The organism is Rahnella sp. NRRL B-41462 (genome assembly GCF_003263525.1).
GTDB classification, from domain to species: domain Bacteria; phylum Pseudomonadota; class Gammaproteobacteria; order Enterobacterales; family Enterobacteriaceae; genus Rahnella; species Rahnella aceris.
The window spans coordinates 1-18,354 of sequence record NZ_JYDF01000169.1 but is presented as its reverse complement, the minus strand read 5'-3'; the positions used below and the strand labels follow the sequence as shown (position 1 = coordinate 18,354).

The 18,354-nt window shown below is 54.6% G+C and carries 14 protein-coding genes and 2 pseudogenes; 11 read left to right on the top strand and 5 right to left on the bottom strand.

The annotated features are described in order from the left end of the window. Positions 1 to 74: 74 nt before the first annotated feature. Complete coding sequence (locus UC14_RS26035) at positions 75 to 1,283, bottom strand: FAD-dependent oxidoreductase (RefSeq protein WP_015689912.1); 1,209 nt, start codon at positions 1,281 to 1,283, stop codon at positions 75 to 77. Between the two features lie 307 nt (positions 1,284 to 1,590). Here UC14_RS26035 and UC14_RS26030 point away from each other — a divergent pair, with 307 nt between their 5' ends. The 6 genes and pseudogenes from UC14_RS26030 to UC14_RS26005 all read left to right on the top strand — a co-directional run bounded on the left by UC14_RS26030 (position 1,591) and on the right by UC14_RS26005 (position 7,750). Beyond that, positions 1,591 to 2,304 (top strand): FadR/GntR family transcriptional regulator, encoded by a 714-nt coding sequence (locus UC14_RS26030; protein WP_013575435.1) that lies wholly within the window; start codon positions 1,591 to 1,593, stop codon positions 2,302 to 2,304. Continuing rightward, the gene (locus UC14_RS26025) at positions 2,291 to 3,469 is read left to right on the top strand and encodes an aminotransferase class I/II-fold pyridoxal phosphate-dependent enzyme (RefSeq protein ID WP_013575436.1); all 1,179 of its coding nucleotides are present in this window, start codon (positions 2,291 to 2,293) and stop codon (positions 3,467 to 3,469) included. Before UC14_RS26030 ends, UC14_RS26025 begins: the two co-directional genes overlap by 14 nt. Positions 3,470 to 3,529: 60 nt before the next feature. Continuing rightward, on the top strand, positions 3,530 to 4,810 hold the full coding sequence (locus UC14_RS26020) for a sugar ABC transporter substrate-binding protein (protein WP_112198730.1): 1,281 nt from the start codon (positions 3,530 to 3,532) through the stop codon (positions 4,808 to 4,810). 63 nt (positions 4,811 to 4,873) lie between these two features. Beyond that, positions 4,874 to 5,797 carry a carbohydrate ABC transporter permease gene (locus UC14_RS26015; protein WP_013575438.1) on the top strand — a complete coding sequence of 308 codons (924 nt, stop codon included), beginning with the start codon at positions 4,874 to 4,876 and terminating at the stop codon, positions 5,795 to 5,797. 10 nt (positions 5,798 to 5,807) lie between these two features. After that, complete coding sequence (locus UC14_RS26010; protein WP_013575439.1) at positions 5,808 to 6,650, top strand: carbohydrate ABC transporter permease; 843 nt, start codon at positions 5,808 to 5,810, stop codon at positions 6,648 to 6,650. A gap of 4 nt (positions 6,651 to 6,654) precedes the next feature. Then, positions 6,655 to 7,750 (top strand): annotated as a pseudogene (locus UC14_RS26005) (ABC transporter ATP-binding protein). A gap of 46 nt (positions 7,751 to 7,796) precedes the next feature. Here the strand turns inward: UC14_RS26005 and UC14_RS26000 are convergent. Further along, positions 7,797 to 9,093: pseudogene (locus tag UC14_RS26000) on the bottom strand (MFS transporter). A gap of 140 nt (positions 9,094 to 9,233) precedes the next feature. On the opposite strand from UC14_RS26000, the gene UC14_RS25995 reads away from it, so the two are divergent. From UC14_RS25995 to UC14_RS25975, 5 genes are all read left to right on the top strand, one after another. Then, positions 9,234 to 10,133, top strand: coding sequence for a LysR family transcriptional regulator (locus tag UC14_RS25995; RefSeq protein WP_112198729.1), 900 nt, complete (start codon positions 9,234 to 9,236; stop codon positions 10,131 to 10,133). Positions 10,134 to 10,300: 167 nt separating this feature from the next. Then, positions 10,301 to 11,524 (top strand): ROK family transcriptional regulator, encoded by a 1,224-nt coding sequence (locus tag UC14_RS25990; protein WP_013575443.1) that lies wholly within the window; start codon positions 10,301 to 10,303, stop codon positions 11,522 to 11,524. Between the two features lie 323 nt (positions 11,525 to 11,847). Next, positions 11,848 to 12,534, top strand: coding sequence for a dethiobiotin synthase (gene bioD, locus UC14_RS25985; RefSeq protein ID WP_112198728.1), 687 nt, complete (start codon positions 11,848 to 11,850; stop codon positions 12,532 to 12,534). Between the two features lie 39 nt (positions 12,535 to 12,573). Continuing rightward, on the top strand, positions 12,574 to 13,077 hold the full coding sequence (locus UC14_RS25980; protein WP_041673134.1) for a hypothetical protein: 504 nt from the start codon (positions 12,574 to 12,576) through the stop codon (positions 13,075 to 13,077). A gap of 169 nt (positions 13,078 to 13,246) precedes the next feature. Continuing rightward, a complete protein-coding gene (locus UC14_RS25975; RefSeq protein WP_013575446.1) occupies positions 13,247 to 14,740 on the top strand; it encodes an MDR family MFS transporter in 1,494 nt (497 codons plus the stop codon). Here UC14_RS25975 and UC14_RS25970 read toward each other — a convergent pair. The 3 genes from UC14_RS25970 to UC14_RS25960 form a co-directional block, all read right to left on the bottom strand. Further along, entirely contained in the window at positions 14,737 to 16,395 is a 1,659-nt protein-coding gene (locus tag UC14_RS25970; RefSeq protein WP_112198727.1) for an iron ABC transporter permease, read from the bottom strand. The genes UC14_RS25975 and UC14_RS25970 overlap by 4 nt on opposite strands. Positions 16,396 to 16,444: 49 nt before the next feature. Beyond that, entirely contained in the window at positions 16,445 to 17,386 is a 942-nt protein-coding gene (locus UC14_RS25965) for an ABC transporter substrate-binding protein (protein ID WP_173362096.1), read from the bottom strand. 77 nt (positions 17,387 to 17,463) lie between these two features. Continuing rightward, positions 17,464 to 18,213: an ABC transporter ATP-binding protein gene (locus UC14_RS25960; RefSeq protein ID WP_013575449.1), complete on the bottom strand. Its 750-nt coding sequence runs from the start codon at positions 18,211 to 18,213 to the stop codon at positions 17,464 to 17,466. Positions 18,214 to 18,354 lie beyond the last annotated feature (141 nt).

Here is an 18,354-nt window from a genome sequence, read left to right as displayed (position 1 = left end):
TAATACCCCACCCCAACCCTCCCCTTCGCAGGGGAGGGAGTTGACCGTGCACATCAATACGTTTGCCTGAAAAATCAAAGCTTCGGGATTTCCCGATAAAATCCCACGCCGATGAGGCGTCCAAACAGGAAAGGTATAAATTTCCGCCCGCGCAGCCACGCTTCCAGCCGTGAAGGGGCACGCTTCCTTTGTTTCTGTCCTGCTTTACTGATCATGATCTGTAATGCCTGCGTCGCCCACGTCGGGAACGCGCGGCGGCGCTGGATACGTTTTAAGTGTCGCAGCGTCAGGCGTCCGGCCTTCAGCGGTTCAGTGATGATATTCGCTGTCGCCACCGCATCCTGAATCGCCAGATTCACGCCGACGCCGCCAATCGGTGACATTGCATGTGCCGCGTCGCCGATGCACAACAGACCCGGTTTAGCCCATTCTTTGAGACGGTCGATGCGGATCACCAGCAAGCGTACGTTTTCCCAGCTGAGAATATCGTCGGCTAAGCGCTGGCGCTCAAACGGCGACACTTCCGCCAGCAGGTCGAGAAAAGGCGCGATGCCCTGTGCTTTGAGCGCATCCAGGCTGTCTTTCGGGATCGAATACCCACACTGCCAGTAATCACCCCGGTCGATCATGATGAAGTTTTTCTTTGGCCCGCGATGCCCCATCGACCACTGAGGATCATCCGGACGTTTGGGAATTTTCAGCCATAACACGTCACGTGGCGCGCCATAACGGCGGATTTCCATCCCGGCCTGTTCGCGCACGATGGAATTACGCCCGTCGCAACCGACGACCAGATCCGCATCAAAATGCTGCGTTTCGCCATTCACTTCAGCAAGAACGCCGGATACCTGGCATTTATCCTCCAGCAATGACAGGACCTGCGCGTTATGAATCAGCCGGAAATTGGGCAGTTGCGCAGCCTTGCTGGCGATGAAGTTGAGAAAATCCCACTGCGGCATAAAAGCGATAAATTTGCACTGCGTCGGCAGATGACTGAAATCCGCCAGCGTGGTTTCCTGGCCGTTGATCTCGCCAAAAAGCTTTTCAGCGCGCTGATGCGGCAGGGCGAGGAATTCGTCGAGAAAACCCAGTTGCCAGATGATGTCCAGTGTAGACGGATGAATGGTATCGCCGCGAAAATCGCGTAAAAAGTCGCTGTGCTTTTCCAGCACGGTGACGTCAATTCCCTTTCGCGCCAGAAGATATCCCAGCATTAATCCTGCGGGGCCACCGCCGACGATGCAGCAGGACGCTGCTGCGGAGGATTCAGTGTTCGGTGTCATTCCAACCTGCCTGACGGGATGAATTTACATGATAACAATTATCATTTGCACACGTGGGCGTCAATTCATCCCGTGCTACATCACAGAACATTTCCTGCACAGCGTCGTAACAAAACTCCATGTTTTTGCACCACCGCGATCTTGTCGCTGCTTTCCCGTTTGGGATGAAATTTACTCATTGTGTCTGTAAATCATTCGCTTAACGGTTGTTTTTAAAACTGGCAGATAAATTGCAAAGTGGTCCACAGGTTGAGTTGTTGGGCCAATTATGGCCGATGTTTGCACAAGCCAAAGTGCGGAGAAGCCAATGAACGGCGACATAAATTTATTGCATCCGATTGCGCCACAACAAAGCGACACGCTGGTGCTCGATGCGCTGACCCGCTATGTGGCGCAGTCCGGCACCCGTATCGGCGAGAAATTGCCGCCTGAGCGCGTGCTGGCCGAAGGGCTGGCGGTGAGCCGTAACACCGTACGCGAGGCGCTGAAACGCTGGGAAGCGCTGGGGATTATCGTGCGCAAAAAAGGCAGCGGCACGTTTTTGCAGTCTGAAATTACCGCCAACGACAGCTTTCTGTCCCTGCGCTTTAAGAATGACTCAGCCACCATGCTTCATGCACTGGAAGTGCGCCGGATCATTGAATGCGAGGCTTCCGCGCTGGCGGCGGTACGTGCGACGGAAAGCGATTTGCTGTTTATCGAACAGAAGCTGGATGTGATGGAAAAAGTCCATCTGAGCGTCGGTTCCGCCGGGGCAGAAGACTGGCAGTTTCACGCGGCAATCTACAGCGCGGCGCACAATCCGCTGCTGCTGCAAATGGTCGGCGGCATTTATGACCTGCTGCATGCCTTTTTTGAATCGCCGCCTGAGCAGGCGCTGTTCAGCGACTCTTTTCCGCTGCATCGCATGTTATTTGAAGCCATTGCGCGCCGTGAACCGGAAAACGCGCGCAGGCTAAGCAACGACATTCTGAACATAACTGAACGTGACATGAAGGAAGTGATCAATGCAGCAAGATGATAAGAGCCAGCCTGTTGAGTTAGGGGAAAACACCCGTTTAGTGCACGACGCCCGCCACGATCGCGGAGCGATTTCGCCGCCCATCTATCAGTCTTCGTTATTCAGTTTCACTGATTATGACAGCATGATTGCCCGTTTTCGCGGCGACAGCGACCATGCTTTGTATTCCCGCGTTGATAACCCGACCGTCGTCGAATTGCAGAAAAAAGTGGCGCAACTCGAAGGCGGCGAAGCTTGTCTGGCGTTCGGCAGCGGCATGGCGGCGATCAGTAACGCCATTCTCAGCGTGGCCGGTCCCGGCGATAAAGTGGTGTGCGTGAATCACGTCTACCCGGACACCTACCGTTTCCTGCGCGGTTTCTGCACCCGTTTTCAGATTGAATCACAGTTTGTCGATGGCGGTTCACTGCCCGCGCTGGAAGAGGCGATGCAGGGCGCGAAACTGCTGTATCTCGAAAGCCCGAACAGTTGGGTGATGGGCGAACAAAATCTGCGGGCCATCGCGGAACTGGCGAAAAAATACGGCGTAATAACGATGATCGACAATAGCTGGGCGTCGCCGATTTTCCAGAAGCCACTGGCTGCGGGCATCGATCTGGTCATTCATTCCGCGTCGAAATACATCAGCGGGCACAGCGACGTGGTCGCCGGGCTGGTGATTTCCAGCCAGGAACGCATCAGCGCCATCAGTCGTTATATCAGCCCGTTTTTAGGCGGCAAACTTTCTGCCAATGAAGCCTGGCTGCTGCTGCGCGGCCTGCGCACGCTGCCGCTGCGTATGCGCCAGCATCACGAAAGTGCGCTGGAACTGGCGCGCCGGTTGCAGGGCTATTCGCGCATCACGCAGGTGAATCATCCGGGACTTGACCCGTTGCCGACTTCCACGCTGACCGGCTACAGCGGTTTGTTCTCCTTTGAGCTGAGCGAAGGCATCGATATTCCGACGTTCTGTAACGCGCTGAACCTGTTCCGTATGGGGGTCAGTTGGGGCGGTTTCGAAAGTCTGGTGATGCCAGCCATTTCTGTGCTGAATCAGGCGGGCGAATTCAACTCGGCAATAGATTTCGGTGTGTCGCCCCGCGTGATCCGCATTTCTATCGGGCTGGAAGAGACCGAAGATTTATGGCGTGACCTGAAAAACGCCATCGAAAGCGCCTGTTCCTGAGGCCTTTGTTCAAAGACCGTTCCTGTGTTCCGACTTTTTTCACCGTGGAGAATCAAGATTATGCGACACCCGAAACGTCATGTGCTCAGCCTGCTGGCGCTCAGCGTCAGCCTGTTTTCCTGCGCCAGTTTTGCCGCCACCAAACTGACGCTGGTGGAAGTGATCACCAGCCCGGCGCGTACTGAAATGCTGCAAAAAATGTTAACCGCTTACAAAACGCAGCACCCTGATGTCGAGATCGACGTGGTGTCGCTGCCGTGGGGACAGGCGTTTGAAAAGCTTGGCACCATGATCCAGAGCGGACAATACCCGGATGTGGTGGAAATGCCGGACACCTGGCAAGGGCTGTATGCCAGTAACGGCATGCTGGCTGATCTCGAACCGCGGCTGAAAGGCTGGTCGGGCACGCCGGATCTGACTGACAAAACGCTGACCATGGCGCGTTCTTCCGGCGGCACCGCCACCATGATCCCGTACGGTTTTTATCTGCGGGCCATGTCCTGGAACAAAAAACTCTTCCAGCAGGCGGGTCTGACCGAGGCGCCGAAAACCATGGACGAGTTTATGGCGGATGCGAAGAAAATCAGCGCGCTGGGTAACGGCATCAGCGGTTATTGCATGCGCGGCGGCGTCGGCGGTACGAATGCCTGGATGATGTTTATGGCGGCGATGAACGGCTCGCCGGACTTCTTCGACAAAGAGGGCAACAGCACGCTGACCAAACCTGGTGCGATTAAAGGTGCGCAATTCCTGGTGGATATGTACCAGAAGGGTTATGCGCCAAAAGACAGCGTCAACTGGGGCTTTAACGAAATCGTCTCCGGATTCTATTCCGGTAAATGCGCAATGCTCGATCAGGATCCGGACGCGCTGATCGCCATCAAAAACAGCATGAATCCTGACGATTTCTCGGTCGCGCCAATGCCGCTCGGGCCGAACGGCAAAGCCTATCCGACCATCGGTTATACCGGCTGGTCGATGTTCAAACAGGGCAAACATCAGGATCAAAGCTGGGATCTGATTTCCTTCCTCAGTAACAAAGAAAACAACCTCACCTGGTCGAAATTTGTCGGCACCTTACCGATTTATAAGGGCGCAGAGCAGGATGCGTATTACCACGCGCCGCAGTTTGCAGGCTGGTTTGCCGAGCTGAATAGCCCGGATTACATCCCGCTGACTATGCCAACGCACCTCAAAGGCTGGGGCTATTTCAACTCGGTGATTGTGAAAGACAGTTCGCAGGAAACGCTGCTCGGCCAGAACGACACCGAAAGCATGGTGAAAGACTGGGCGAAATACCTGACCAAAGAACAGAAAGCCTGGCTGGCTGCGCAAAAGTAAACCGGATAACTCCGGCGCGAATCTGCTGCCGGAGTTCGATATTCTTCTCAACGGAGACGCGTCATGATGTTGGAAGTTTCACCGCCAGACACCGCTGCCGTGCCGCGCTTCCCGCGTTTGCGGGCGCTGCTGGAACCCTGGGTTTATCTCAGCCCGACGCTGGTGCTGATCGGCCTGTTTATCTTTGTTCCGATGGCCATCGGTATTTCCTATGCTTTTCAGAACATCCAGTTGCTTAACCCTTTCGATACCGGCTGGGTCGGGCTGGATAACTTCCGCACCATGTTTGATGACCGGCATTTCTATGCTGCGCTGCGCCATACCTTCAACTGGACACTGACTTCACTGGTGTTGCAGTTCGCGCTGGGGCTGGGGTTAGCCTTATTGCTCAACCGTGAGTTTCCCGGCCGCCGCTGGGTGCAGGCGCTGGTGTTTCTGCCGTGGGCGGTTCCGGCGTTTCTCTCCGGCCTGACCTGGGCGTGGTTGCTCAATCCGGTGATTGGCGTACTGCCTTACTGGCTGGCTGATCTGCATATCATTTCCGAGCCGTACAATATTCTGTCTGATCCGCAACTGGCGCTGTACGGCCCGGTGGTGGCCAACGTCTGGTTCGGCATTCCGTTTTTCGCCATAACGTTGCTGGCGGCGTTGCAGTCGATTCCGAAAGATTTGTACGAAGCGGCGGCAATGGACGGGGCGACCGGCTGGCAGCAGTTTCGCAAAGTTACACTGCCGTTTCTGGCACCGATGATTGCCATCACGGTGATGCTGCGCACCATCTGGATTGCGAATTTCGCCGACCTGATTGTGGTGATGACTGACGGCGGCCCGGCGAATTCCACCTCGATTCTGTCGAGTTTCATCTTCACCACTGCGTACCGCAAACTCGACTTTGGTTATGCGTCGGCGATGGCGGTGTTCCTGCTGGTGCTGATGACGCTTTACGCGCTGGTTTTACTGCGCATCCGCCATCAGTTGCTGAAATAAGGAGGCTCATATGAACGCATTGTCATTCAACGCGTGGCTGCGCAAGGGCGGACACCGGCTGGGGATTTTGTTTTACCTGGTGTTCGCGCTGTTCCCGATTTACTGGCTGATCAAAATCTCAATCACACCGGACAAACTGCTCTACAGCGAAGGCGTGCGGATGTGGCCGGGTGAGATGACGCTGACACATTTTCAGCGGGTGTTTACGGAAAGCCAGTTTCCACTGTATTTCTTCAACAGTCTGATTGTGTCATTCGGCACGGCATTTCTGACCACGATCATTGCTGCCGGTGCAGGCTTTGCATTTTCCCGTTTCAGTTTTCGCGGCAAAACGGTGATGGCCGCGTTGCTGCTGTTTACGCAGATGTTCCCGCTGGTGATGATCCTCGCGCCAATTTACAAAGTAATGGCACCGCTCGGCCTGACCAACAGCCTGCTGGGGCTGGTGCTGATTTACACCGCCTTTAACGTCCCTTTTGCCACGTTCCTGATGCAGTCGTTTTTCGACAGCATTCCGAAGGATCTGGAAGAGTCCGCGATGCTGGAAGGGTGCAGCCGCTTTATGGCGCTGCGCAAAGTCATCATCCCGCTGACGTTACCGGGCATGGCGGCAACGTTAGGTTTCGTGTTTACCGCCGCGTGGAGCGAATTGTTGTTCTCGCTGATGCTCATCAACAAAAACGAGGTGATGACGTTCCCGGTTGGCTTACTCAGTTTTGTGTCGAAATTCGCGGTTTCATGGGGCGACATGATGGCGGCGGCCGTGCTGGCGCTCATTCCTGCCTGTCTGTTCTTTGCGTTCATTCAGCGTTACCTGGTTCAGGGGCTGACTGCGGGTGCGGTTAAAGGATAATTTTATGGCTCAGATTACGATTTCCGATCTTCAAAAACGTTACGAAAATGTCGAAGTGTTGCGACATATCAACCTGACCATTAAAGACGGCGAGTTTGTGGTGCTGGTCGGGCCGTCCGGTTGCGGTAAATCGACCCTGCTGCGCACCATCGCCGGGGCTGGAACTGGCGACGGCGGGGGACATTCATATTGGTTCGCGTCTGATGAATCAGGTGGCGCCGAAAGACCGTGACATTTCAATGGTATTCCAGAGTTATGCGTTGTATCCGCACATGACCGTGGCGCGCAACATGGGCTTCAGCCTCGAAGTGCAAAAACGCCCGAAAGCGGAGATTGAGGCTGCGGTAAATAAAGCTGCCGATATCCTCGGACTGACCGCGCTGCTGCATCGCCGCCCGAAAGAGCTTTCCGGCGGGCAGCGTCAGCGGGTGGCAATGGGCAGGGCGATCGTGCGCGAACCGCAGGTGTTTTTGTTCGATGAACCGCTTTCCAACCTGGATGCGCAGTTACGCGGGCAGATGAGGATTGAAATCAAAAGCCTGCATCAGAGAATGAAAAACACCATTGTTTATGTGACGCACGATCAGGTCGAAGCCATGACGCTCGCCGACCGTATCGTGGTGCTTAATCATGGCCTGATCCAGCAGGTCGGCACGCCGCTGGAACTGTACGACACACCGGCCAATAAATTCGTTGCCAGCTTTATCGGGTCGCCTTCAATGAATTTCATCAACGGCACACTGGAACTGGGTGATTCTGCACCGCAGTTACGGATTACGCCGGAATTAACGTTGCCGGTGGATCCTTCAATCATGAATCTGCAAAGTGGTTCAGAGGTGATTTATGGCGTCCGCCCTGAAGCCATTGTGCTGTGCGAAGAGGGTGCGCCGGGCGCCGTGCCGCTGGACATCACGCTGATTGAACCGACCGGTCTGAGCGAACTGATCCACGGTAAATTTGGCCGTGAAAGCCTGAGTGTTTACAGCATGGTGAGATCGGGTGCCGCGCCGGGGGATCGCGTGTGGGTACAGATTGATACTGCACGAATGCAGTTGTTTGAGGGAGATAGCCAGCGGCGGATGGGGAAATTAGGGGAGTAGATTTTGGGTTTGCTCCTCCCCCTGCGAAGGGTGAGGAGCAAACCAGTTAAACCGCTTTCGCCTCAGATAAGCTCATCAGCTTAAAGCCGACACCGACACCGGCAATCAGCATCAAACTGACGTAAACCCGGTAATCCCGTACCAGCCAAATGAGTGCCAGAACGAATCCGCCTGATGTCCCGGGCGACGCTCGACCCTGCGTAATAACTGAAAAGGTATAACGAGGAAGCCTGTCCTTTTGCGCGGCGTGCACGACGCCCGATCCAGCCGCTGGCGACGGAGTGGGCGGCGAAGAACCCGCCGGTAACCAGGATCATACCGATGAAAATCAGCCAGACCGGCGAGAAGGCGGTGATCAAAATCCCCAGCAGCATGAGCGCTGTTGCGCCGATCAGCACCGGGCCGCGGCCATAAACACCGGTCAGCGCACCGGCTTTCGGCGAGCTGTAGGTACCCATCAGATAGACCACAGAGATAATGCCGACAATCGCCTGGCTCAGATTGTAGGGCGATGAAAGCAGACGGTAACCGATGTAGTTAAACATGGTCACGAAACTCCCCATCAGCAGGAAACCTTCGGCGAAAAGTAGCGGCAAGCCGCTGTCGCGCCAGTGCAGCTTGAAGTTAATCAGCAGCTTGCGTGGTTTCAGCGAGCTTGCCCGGAAATGTTTTGACGGCGGCAGAATGCGCCAGAACATAATTGCCGCCGCGAAAGCGAAGAAACCAACGACGGCAACGGCGATACGCCAGGAGAAGAAATCCGTCAGCACGCCGCTGACTAAACGTCCGCTCATGCCGCCGATAGAATTTCCGCTGATGTATAAGCCCATCGAGAAAGCGACCACGCTCGGGTGGATTTCCTCACTGAGATAAGTCATGGCGACTGCCGCCACGCCGCTCAGCGACAGGCCGATCAGCGCACGCATGATGAGAATGCCATCCCAGCTTTGCATAAAGGAACAGACCAGCGTGCAGCCCGCAGCGAGAAATAACGCCACCACCATTACTGATTTACGCCCGACGGCATCAGAAACTGGCCCGGTGAACAGCAGGCCAATCGCCATTAAACCGGTGGACAACGACAACGACAGGCTGCTGGTGGCCGGTGAAACGCCGAAATCATGCGACAACACCGGCAGAATTGGCTGGACGCAATACAGCAGGGCAAACGTCGCCAGACCCGCTGAAAACAGCGCAAGGGTGACGCGGATAAATTGCGGCGTACCACGTTTGATAAAAGGAGTTTTAAGTCCGGAGCGGGCGACGGGGGTTTCAGGATTTAACTCGTCGTCGTTAACTGAATCACTGGCTGGTGCAGCGGAAATCCGCCGGGAGGTTTTCACTGGAAGTCCTTAATACGGGGGCTGTAAAACTTAATTTTAAAATGTATAAGAATTTTAACGCTGCGAGGTTTATTGTCTAATATATTAATCAGTCAAAAACGATATGTTTAAAGTATCAATCGGGCGAATTAATCCACATCATGAACCACATCGAACTGCGTCATTTACGTTATTTCATCGCTGTTGCCGAGGAACTGCATTTTGGCCGGGCAGCGGAACGTCTGCACATGTCCCAGCCGCCGCTGAGCCAGCAAATTCAGGCGCTGGAAACCCATCTCGGCGCCGCGCTGTTTTACCGCAACAACCGCAGCGTGCGGCTGACGCAGGCGGGACAGGCGTTTCTGCCGGAAGCCCGGCAGATTTTGCAGCGTGTCGGTGAGGCGTCCGCTCAGGCGGCACGCATTCATCGCGGCGAGTCTGGCAATCTGACCCTCGGGCTGACCTCTTCGGCACCGTTTTTACGTCGTGTTTCCCGCACCTTGCACCGTTTTCGTCTGACCTATCCGGATGTCAATATTCGCATTGAGCAGCTCAACAGCAAACAGCAGATCGAACCGTTACTGGAGGGAAAACTGGATCTGGGCATTATGCGTAATGGCGAGTTACCGGAGGAGCTGGAACACCATCTTGTGCTGTCCGAGCCGCTGATTGCTGTGGTGCACAAAGACCATCCGCTGAATGCGCTTAAAGAGGGTGAACTGACTTTTCAGCACCTTGCCGATCAGCCTTTTGTGTTTTTCTCCAAAGATGTCGGCACGTCGCTTTACGACGATATACTCGGCCAGCTCAAAGTGCAGGGGATCACGCCGTATATCACTCAGGAAGTCGGCGAACCGCTGACCATTATCGGCCTGGTCGCGGCCGGTCTCGGGGTGTCAATTTTGCCCGCTTCTTATCTGCGTATTCAGGTTGAAGGGGTAAGGTATTTGCGATTTGGCACACTGCAGGGCACGACAGAGCTTTGGCTGGTGAATCACGCACGGCGTCCTGCGACTGCCGCAGCCCGGGCATTTATGGATTTGTTGTTACACGAAGAATAAGGAGGCGAAGTCAGAAGATGCTGTATTTCCAGTCAATTCTGAGCGTGTTTTCGCGCAATTTGTGCACCAAATCACATAACGAATCAAATAGTTGACGACATATAACAAAAACTCCAACATAGCCCTAATCTTTATTTTGAAGCGCGAAAATAACAGGAGTTCCTTGAGTGATCCCCGACGGGCAACCAGGACATATAGATCAGATAAAACAAACCAATGTCGGTGCTGTGTACCGCCTGATAGATCAGTTTGGTCCTATTTCGCGCATTGAATTGTCAAAAAAAGCACAACTGGCTCCTGCCAGTATCACCAAGATAGTTCGTGAGTTAATCCAGGCGCATCTGGTGCTGGAAACTGAATTTCAGGATCCCGGTAGCCGCGGGCGTCCGGCCATTGGTTTAGCGCTCGATACGCAGGCCTGGCATTATCTTTCAGCACGTATCAGCCTCGGTTCCATTACCCTGGGTCTGCGTGATCTCAGCAGTAAACTGGTGGTAGAAGAAGTCCTCCCGCTGCCGGAACAGGCGTCGCAACCTCTGCTTAAACGTATTATTTCGGAAATCGATCAGTTTTTTATCCGTCATCAGCGCAAACTCGAACGTCTCACCGCCATCGCCATTACCTTACCGGGCATGATCGACGCACGGCGTGGCATTGTGCACCGCATGCCGTTTTATCATGACGTGTTTGATATGCCGCTGGGTGACACGCTGTCTGAGCACACCGGTTTGCCGGTGTATGTGCAGCACGATATCGGTGCCTGGACGCTGGCCGAGTTGCTATACGGTGCCTCCCGGGGCTGTAAAAATGTGGTACAGGTGGTGATTGATCACAACGTCGGAGCCGGGGTGATCACGGGCGGGCGCGTGTTGCACGCGGGCAGCAGCAGTGTGGCGGAAATCGGCCATACGCAGGTCGATCCTTACGGCAAGCGCTGTTATTGCGGCAATCACGGTTGCCTTGAAACTGTCGCCAGCACTGACAGCATTCTTGATCTGGTTCGTCAGCGGTTAACGGTCCCGGTTCCGGCCAGCTTACTGCATGGTGTGTCGCTGACTATCGAGGCCGTGTGTGATGCAGCAAACCGTGGCGATCAGCTAGCGCGTGATGTGATCATTAGCGTCGGACAAAGCGTTGGACGCATTCTGGCGATCATGGTCAATCTGTTTAATCCGGAGAAAGTGCTGATCGGCTCACCGCTGAATTTATCTCAGGATATTCTCCATCCCGCGATAATGTCCTGTATTCAGCAGCAATCGCTTCCCGCCTATAGCGAAAATATCAAACTTGAATCGACACAATTCTATAATCAGGGAACGATGCCCGGCGCGGCGTTAGTGAAAGATGCGTTATATAGCGGATCCCTGTTAATTAAATTACTGCAAGGCTAATATCCTGCAAAATTGAAGTTACTTCTGCATTGGCTGCATTTGTTCGCCCGAATCCTTGATCTTCGTCAGCGCATCGGGACTTTCTTCCTTGCCGCCCTGTCATAATTCCCATTAATTGGGATATATCATTAACCTGTGTTGGTAAATAAAAAAATATAAGCCCTCGGCATTAACTGCATGGACAGTCAACAAAACATTGCGCTAACGCAAACCGCTCTCATCCCGCATCGCCTAGACTTTCTGTCGTGACTTTGTCTCTGGCGGTGTGTTCTTACCGGAGACTATCTTTCAATAAGACGGAGAGATCCCGGAGCCTGAATTCCATGTTAACGCACTTTTTCGTCACGGGTACGGATGCCCGTGTAGGTAAAACCATTGTCACACGTGCCTTGCTTCAGGCTTTAGCCGCGCAGGATCGCTGCGTTTTAGGCTATAAACCTATTGCAACAGGCAGTCAGGAGCTGGCCGACGGGGTTCGAAATAAAGATGCGGTAACGCTCCAGCAGTCATCTTCAATTTCTTATCCTTTTAATAAAATAACTCCGCTGGCATTAGCTGATGAAGATATTTATGCCAGCCAGGTCCCTGAAAATGTTTTTGAAATAATGACTGACGGTCTTAATTTCATGCGTAAGGAGGCTGACTCCGTTGTAGTTGAAGGGTGCGACGGCTGGAGAACATTGATCACACCGCATCTTTTATATTCGGACTGGGTCCGCCAGCAAAATATGCCGGTAGTATTAGTGGTAGGTATTCAGGAAGGTTGTGTCAGCCATGCGTTATTAACCGCGCAGGCGATTATTGCGGATGGTTTACCACTGCTTGGTTGGGTGGCGAACCGCATTAATCCCTGTCTGGCTCACTACCAGGAAACGATTGATGCGCTCAGCGCCAATATTTCCGCACCGCTGCTCGGTGAAATTCCGTATTTACCTCGTGCGGAAAGCCGCGATATGGCGAAGTTTATCGACCTGTCCAGCTTTAACCTGGAAATGGTGATTAAAGTATGAGGCTGACGGTTTTTTAAAATTTATCATGGATGGTATTAAGTGCCTGAAAAACAGCAATATTCAAAATTGAACAGCATGTTGCTTAAACGCAAAATGATGAAAGTGATCGACCCTAAATGTGTCGATCAGGAGCCCGCTAATCCGTTATATGTTTATGAAGTTATCCGTCAGGCGGCGGGAAATTATAAACTTGTTAATATAATGGATCCTCAACGCACCCTTGTACCAAATGGAGGTGGCTGGGTGTTTGCTATCATGGATGATGCTCCGGGGGCTGTTATTTGCGGCAAGGCAGATTATCAAAATGTCCATGGACATACTTCTCTTACGGGTATCTGTGAACATAAAAAGGGGGGAGTGATAATAGAAAGGGAACGCGGAGTTTATTTCGCTGGTGAGCTCGTATTTAGTGCCGGGCGACTGACGCGCTGGACTAATGGTAGTGGACATTTTGCTCCCTCCCGGTCATTGGCTTTTTCCAACTTATTAGCCCCCGTACGCCTCACTTTACCCATCCATTTATTCAGGCCAGAGGACGCATAATCGCTTTCTCAATAAATCATCTTTTTTTAGTCAACACTTATAACTGATGTTGTCATAATTAAACTGTCCTTAACAGGCGCTGTGTGCAAACCCGGCGCCTCTTTTTTGTCTATAATTTGGTATCTGCCTGCGTGCACTCATCAAAACAATGCTAAAGAAAACAAAGAACATGGCCGTCAATCATCCTGAAGTAAAGTCTGCTGTTAAATCTTCTCACCGACCTCTAATCCTTGCCGCCTGCATGTTGTCGATGTTTATGGCCGCCGTAGAAGTGACCATTGTCGCGACGGCGATGCCAACCATTATTGGCGATCTGGGTGGGTTCTCGCTGCTCGGTTGGGTGTTCGCCGTCTATCTGCTGACGCAGGCGATCAGCGTACCCATCTACGGGCGGCTGGCGGATTTGTATGGTTGCCGGAAAATGTTTTTCATCGGTACCACGCTGTTTCTGATCGGCTCTGTTCTGTGCGGATTCGCCCCTTCGCTTGGCTGGATGATCGGCTTTCGTGCCCTGCAGGGACTGGGTGCAGGGGCAATCACGCCGATAGCCACCACGCTGATTGCCAATGTGTACGGCCCGCAGGAAAGGGCAAAAGCGCAGGGATATTTGTCCAGCGTATGGGGCGTTTCGGCGATTGTCGGCCCGCTGATGGGAGCGTTTATTGTTTCCCATTTCCCGTGGGCGGTGGTGTTTTGGGTGAACGTGCCTGTCGGCCTGGTGGCGATGATCATTCTGGTGAAATACCTGCCGCCGGACGGACAGCGTAAACCACATAAGCTGGATCTGGCCGGTACCGGTTATCTGACCCTTTCTGTCGCGGCCTTACTCCTGGCGCTGTTGCAGGCTGAAGTGCTGGGTTACTGGGCGTTGGCACTGATGGCATTAGCCGTTTGCAGCGCATGGCTGCTTATCCGCCAGGAGCGTAAAACGCCGGAGCCTTTGTTCCCGCTGGCGCTGTGGCAAAGCAAAGTGATTATTGCCGGAAATGTTGGCGGGTTGATCATTGGCGCCACCATGATGGGTATCAGCGCATTTTTGCCAACCTATGTGCAGGGCGTACTCGGCGGAACGCCGTTACAGGCGGGCACCACGCTGGCGCTGATGTCGATTGGCTGGCCGCTGGCGAGCATGTTCAGCAGCCGTCTGATGCAGGCGACTTCATACCGTGCAACGGCGGTCATTGGCGGATTATTGCTGGTCGGCGGAAGTCTGGCGCTGTTGCTGCTTTCGCCATCGTCCGGTTTGTGGATGGCGCGTCTGGCGGCATTTTCGATTGGCGCGGGCATGGGGTTGTGTAATACCACCTTTATTGTCTCGGTGCAAAACAGCGTTGAACCGGCTATCCGCGGCATCGCGACGGCCTCAACACTCTTTACCCGTATGCTGGGTTCCGCCATTGGCACCGCGGTGCTTGGCGCAACGTTGAATCTGAATCTGCAATATCGTCTGCCGCAGGTAAACGATCCGGTACAGCTGTTGATGGAGAAAGCCACCCGCAGCGCAATGGATAGCCAGCAACTGGGTGCTCTGACCGACAGCGTGGCGGCGTCGCTGCACTGGGTATTTGTGGTGTCTGCAGTGATTTCGCTACTGGCAGTCGCCGCCGGTTTGCTGATCCCCTCCGGTGACCGCCCGCACGCTGAACCGCAGCGGGAAAGCTAAGCCGGGGGCCGTTGTTGCAGCCTGACCGCAATCAACATCAGCGTCAGGCTCAGCAGCACTGCAACCGACGCCATCGCCATCCCGTCGCCCACCGAACCCTGTTCAAACTGACGCCAGACATACACCGATACGGTCTGTACGCCCGCCGGTGAAAGCAGCAGGGACGTCACCAGTTCCCGTGACGCCACGGCAAAAACCATCATCATTGATGCCAGCAGGCTCGGAAATACCAGCGGCAGCAGGATCAGACGCAATGTCTGCGCCGCCGTGGCACCGTGCACCCGTGCGGCGGCGTCCAGATTGCCGCCAATCTGCTTCAACGCGGCGCTGACATAACGCACCGGATAAGGCAGCAACAGGCAGCAGTAAGCCAGCAGCAGAATTCCCCAGGTGTTGTACGGCGTCACCGGCCAGAAACTGCGGTTCCAGGCCAGAATCAGACCGACACCCACCACAATCCCCGGCAATGCCGCCGGTAACAGCGATAAACCGTCGATAACCGCCGCACCGCGAATTTTTCGTGCCACTACCAGCCACGAGGCAAGAAAGCCGGTCGCCCCGGCGATCAGCGCGGTACCCAGCGCCAGACTGAGGCTGGTCGACAGCGCACTCAGCGCGTCGCCGTGCGCGGCAAACAGATTACTGAAGTGGCGGAAGGTCAGATTCTGCCACGACAGCCCGCCGGACAACGTGCGGGAAAACGCCGTGGCCAGTGTGGAGACAATCGGCAGTGCGACGGCAATCACTGCCACCGCTGTAAACAACATCAGCACCGGAATTGTCCAGACTCCCGGCGTTTTTTGTGTCACGTCCGCCGGTTTGCCGGTCACGCTTTCCACATTCTTGCCCGCCAGCACTGCACGCTGAACGCTGTACGCACAAAGCGCAATTGCTACCAGCATCAGCGACAGCACTGCCGCGCCGGGCAGGTCGATCGGCCAGTCGGCAAGGCGCTGTTCAATGCCGGTGGTGAGCATCAGAATGCCGCTGCGCGAACCCAGCGCGCCGGGCACGCCGTATTCTTCAATCGACAGCGTAAACGCCAGTAACAAACTGGAGGCCATTGCCGGTAACGCCATGGGTAAAGTGATGCGCAAAAATGCCCGCCACGGACCCGCACCATGAATACGCGCAACATCTGCCAGACGACTGCCGCTGGCGGCCATGCTGCGCGATACCGCGAAATACACGACCGGAAACACATTCAGCGTCATCACCATCACCATGCCCGGCAGCGAAAACAAAAAATCATTCAGATGCAGCCACGGCAGCAGTTGCTGGACATAACCGTGGGTCTGTAACGCCAGCATCCATGACAGCGCGGCAATATACGGCGGTAAAAGGAAGGGCACCAGAAACAGGATGTCCCACAGCGCGGCGGCGGGTAGCACGAACAGGCCGCGCAAGGCACCTAATGGAATGCCAATCAGGCCGCTGCATATCGCCACGCCCAGACCGACTTTTAATGTTGTCGCGAACAGTTCACGTAACTGAGGTTCTTGGAAAACACGATAAAATGCACTGAACGGTGCCGAATAACTGCCGGCATCCAGATGCGGAAAGACCGCCTGTAAAATCACAAAACTGACCGGCACCGCGACCAGCAGTAACAGCGCAATGCCCGTCATGCCCGGCAGGAAAGCATTTCTATTCATTGATTAAATCTCAGAAGCGGGCTGCTTTTTCAAACAGCCCGGGAAGGGATTATTGCTGTCCGAACAGTTTCGCGAAGCGGTCGAGAACGTCTTTACGTGATGCGGAAGCCTGTGATGCTTCCGGTAATAATTTCAGCGATTTAAACAGCGGGCGTTTGGCGTCGATATCCGTACGGGCTGGCATCAGCCAGGCATCGGCGACCAGTTTCTGGCCTTCAGGCGACAGCGCGTAATCGATAAAGGCTTTGGCTTCTTTGGGCTGCTGGCTGGATTTGAGGATCATCATCGGGCGCGGGGCGATAACCGTTCCGCTGCTCGGGAAAATCACTTTGACCGATTCGCCGTCCTGCATACTGGCGTATGACACATAATCAACCGCGCCAAATACCGCAGCTTTCGCGCCCTGTAAGACCGGCGTCAGCGCCTGTGCGTTGGGTCCGGCGATAATCATGCCGTTGGCTTTCAGATCCTCAAACAGTTTCCAGGCCTGTTGCGCGTGGGCATTTTGTAGACCGATCAGCAAATCCAGAGACGCCCCGGAGAGAGACGGGTCCGGCGTGGTCACTTTGTCTTTGAATTCCGGTTTGGCTAAATCGCCCCAGTCTTTAGGCTCGGTCGTCCCACTTTTTGTGTTCCAGACGATGCCCAGTGCGGAAATACCCTGAGCGACGTAATAGGGGGTTTTAAACTGCGCGGGAACCTGTGCCGCATTGGGGCTTTGGTATTCAAGCAACCAGCCACGTTGTTCGAGATCGGTTGCGGTATCCCAGGATGCTGAGATAAGTATATCGGCCCGCGGGTTGGCCTGTTCGGCTTCCAGGCGAGCCATCACTTTGCCGGTTGTTGCCTGGAACACATCGACTTTTACGCCGGTTTGTTTTTCATAGCCTGCCGCCAGTTTTTTTGCCAGCGAGCCCGGCCCGGCGGTGTAGAGCGTCAGTGCCTGAGCGTTGCCTGCCGCCATTGCGAGAGAAAGAGTCATTGCTGTCATTACGCCTGTTTTGGTACGGGAAAACGTTTTGGAGGTTTTGTTGTGTGTGCGGGTCATCATTTTCATTCCATCAAAGGTTAAGCAACAAAAGGTGAAACAACGGAAGGGTCAATCTGGTCAATGCTGGCGATCGCGCCTTTGTCCATGCGCGCAATGCGGTGAGCGAGTGCGTGAGCCTCGTGCTGATCGTGGGTGACATACACCGCCGTGGTGCCGAGCTGGCGCAACAATGTTGCCATTTCCTCGCACAGGCTTTCCCGCAGGTCGCGGTCAAGATTCGACAGCGGCTCGTCGAACAGCAAAATGCGTGGCTCAGCCACAATGGCGCGGGCGAGGGCCACACGCTGTTGCTGACCGCCGGAAAGTTCGGCAGGGCGGCGGGAGACAAAATCCGCCAGTCCGACGCGCTCCAGCGCCGCCATCACTTTCTCCTGCTGTATCGCACCGCGGATGCCGCGCATCTGCAACGGAAACGCGACGTTCTGGCGCACGGTCATGTGCGGCCACAGGGCATAATCCTGAAAGGCCATGCCGAGATTGCGTTTTTCCGGTGGCAGACTGATTTTTCCGCTGGCGACAGTGACACCATCAAAGCTGATTTGTCCTGACGCAGGATGGAGTAATCCCGCCAGCATTTTCAGCAGCGTACTTTTTCCGCAGCCGGAAGGGCCAAGCAGGGCGAGGATCGTGCCTTCCGGCACGGATAAATTGACGTGATTGAGTACCGGGTTGCTCCCAAAGAAATGGGACACCTGATGGACAGAGATCGCGGGGGGAGAAGACATGCGCGCAGGCGCATTCCCGCTGGCTGTAGCTGGAATGATCATGGTTGGTACTATCCTCTTTGGGACTTATTAGTGCAGGTGAGGGTAAAGGGGGAATGTGACGGACGGATGACAGTTTCTGTTCGTTCTTGTCGGGGATGCTTAAGAAATGTGAAGACTGGCTGGGGCGACTCCCTCCCCTGC

Coding starts and splice junctions, on each gene's coding strand:
- UC14_RS25995 (WP_112198729.1), top strand. CDS start 9,234: ATGAACCACATCGAACTGCGTCATTTACGTTATTTCATCGCTGTTGCC.
- UC14_RS26035 (WP_015689912.1), bottom strand. CDS start 1,283: ATGACACCGAACACTGAATCCTCCGCAGCAGCGTCCTGCTGCATCGTC.
- UC14_RS26025 (WP_013575436.1), top strand. CDS start 2,291: ATGCAGCAAGATGATAAGAGCCAGCCTGTTGAGTTAGGGGAAAACACC.
- UC14_RS26010 (WP_013575439.1), top strand. CDS start 5,808: ATGAACGCATTGTCATTCAACGCGTGGCTGCGCAAGGGCGGACACCGG.
- UC14_RS25970 (WP_112198727.1), bottom strand. CDS start 16,395: ATGAATAGAAATGCTTTCCTGCCGGGCATGACGGGCATTGCGCTGTTA.
- UC14_RS26020 (WP_112198730.1), top strand. CDS start 3,530: ATGCGACACCCGAAACGTCATGTGCTCAGCCTGCTGGCGCTCAGCGTC.
- UC14_RS25965 (WP_173362096.1), bottom strand. CDS start 17,386: ATGACAGCAATGACTCTTTCTCTCGCAATGGCGGCAGGCAACGCTCAG.
- UC14_RS25975 (WP_013575446.1), top strand. CDS start 13,247: ATGGCCGTCAATCATCCTGAAGTAAAGTCTGCTGTTAAATCTTCTCAC.
- UC14_RS26015 (WP_013575438.1), top strand. CDS start 4,874: ATGATGTTGGAAGTTTCACCGCCAGACACCGCTGCCGTGCCGCGCTTC.
- UC14_RS25960 (WP_013575449.1), bottom strand. CDS start 18,213: ATGATCATTCCAGCTACAGCCAGCGGGAATGCGCCTGCGCGCATGTCT.
- UC14_RS26030 (WP_013575435.1), top strand. CDS start 1,591: ATGAACGGCGACATAAATTTATTGCATCCGATTGCGCCACAACAAAGC.
- bioD (WP_112198728.1), top strand. CDS start 11,848: ATGTTAACGCACTTTTTCGTCACGGGTACGGATGCCCGTGTAGGTAAA.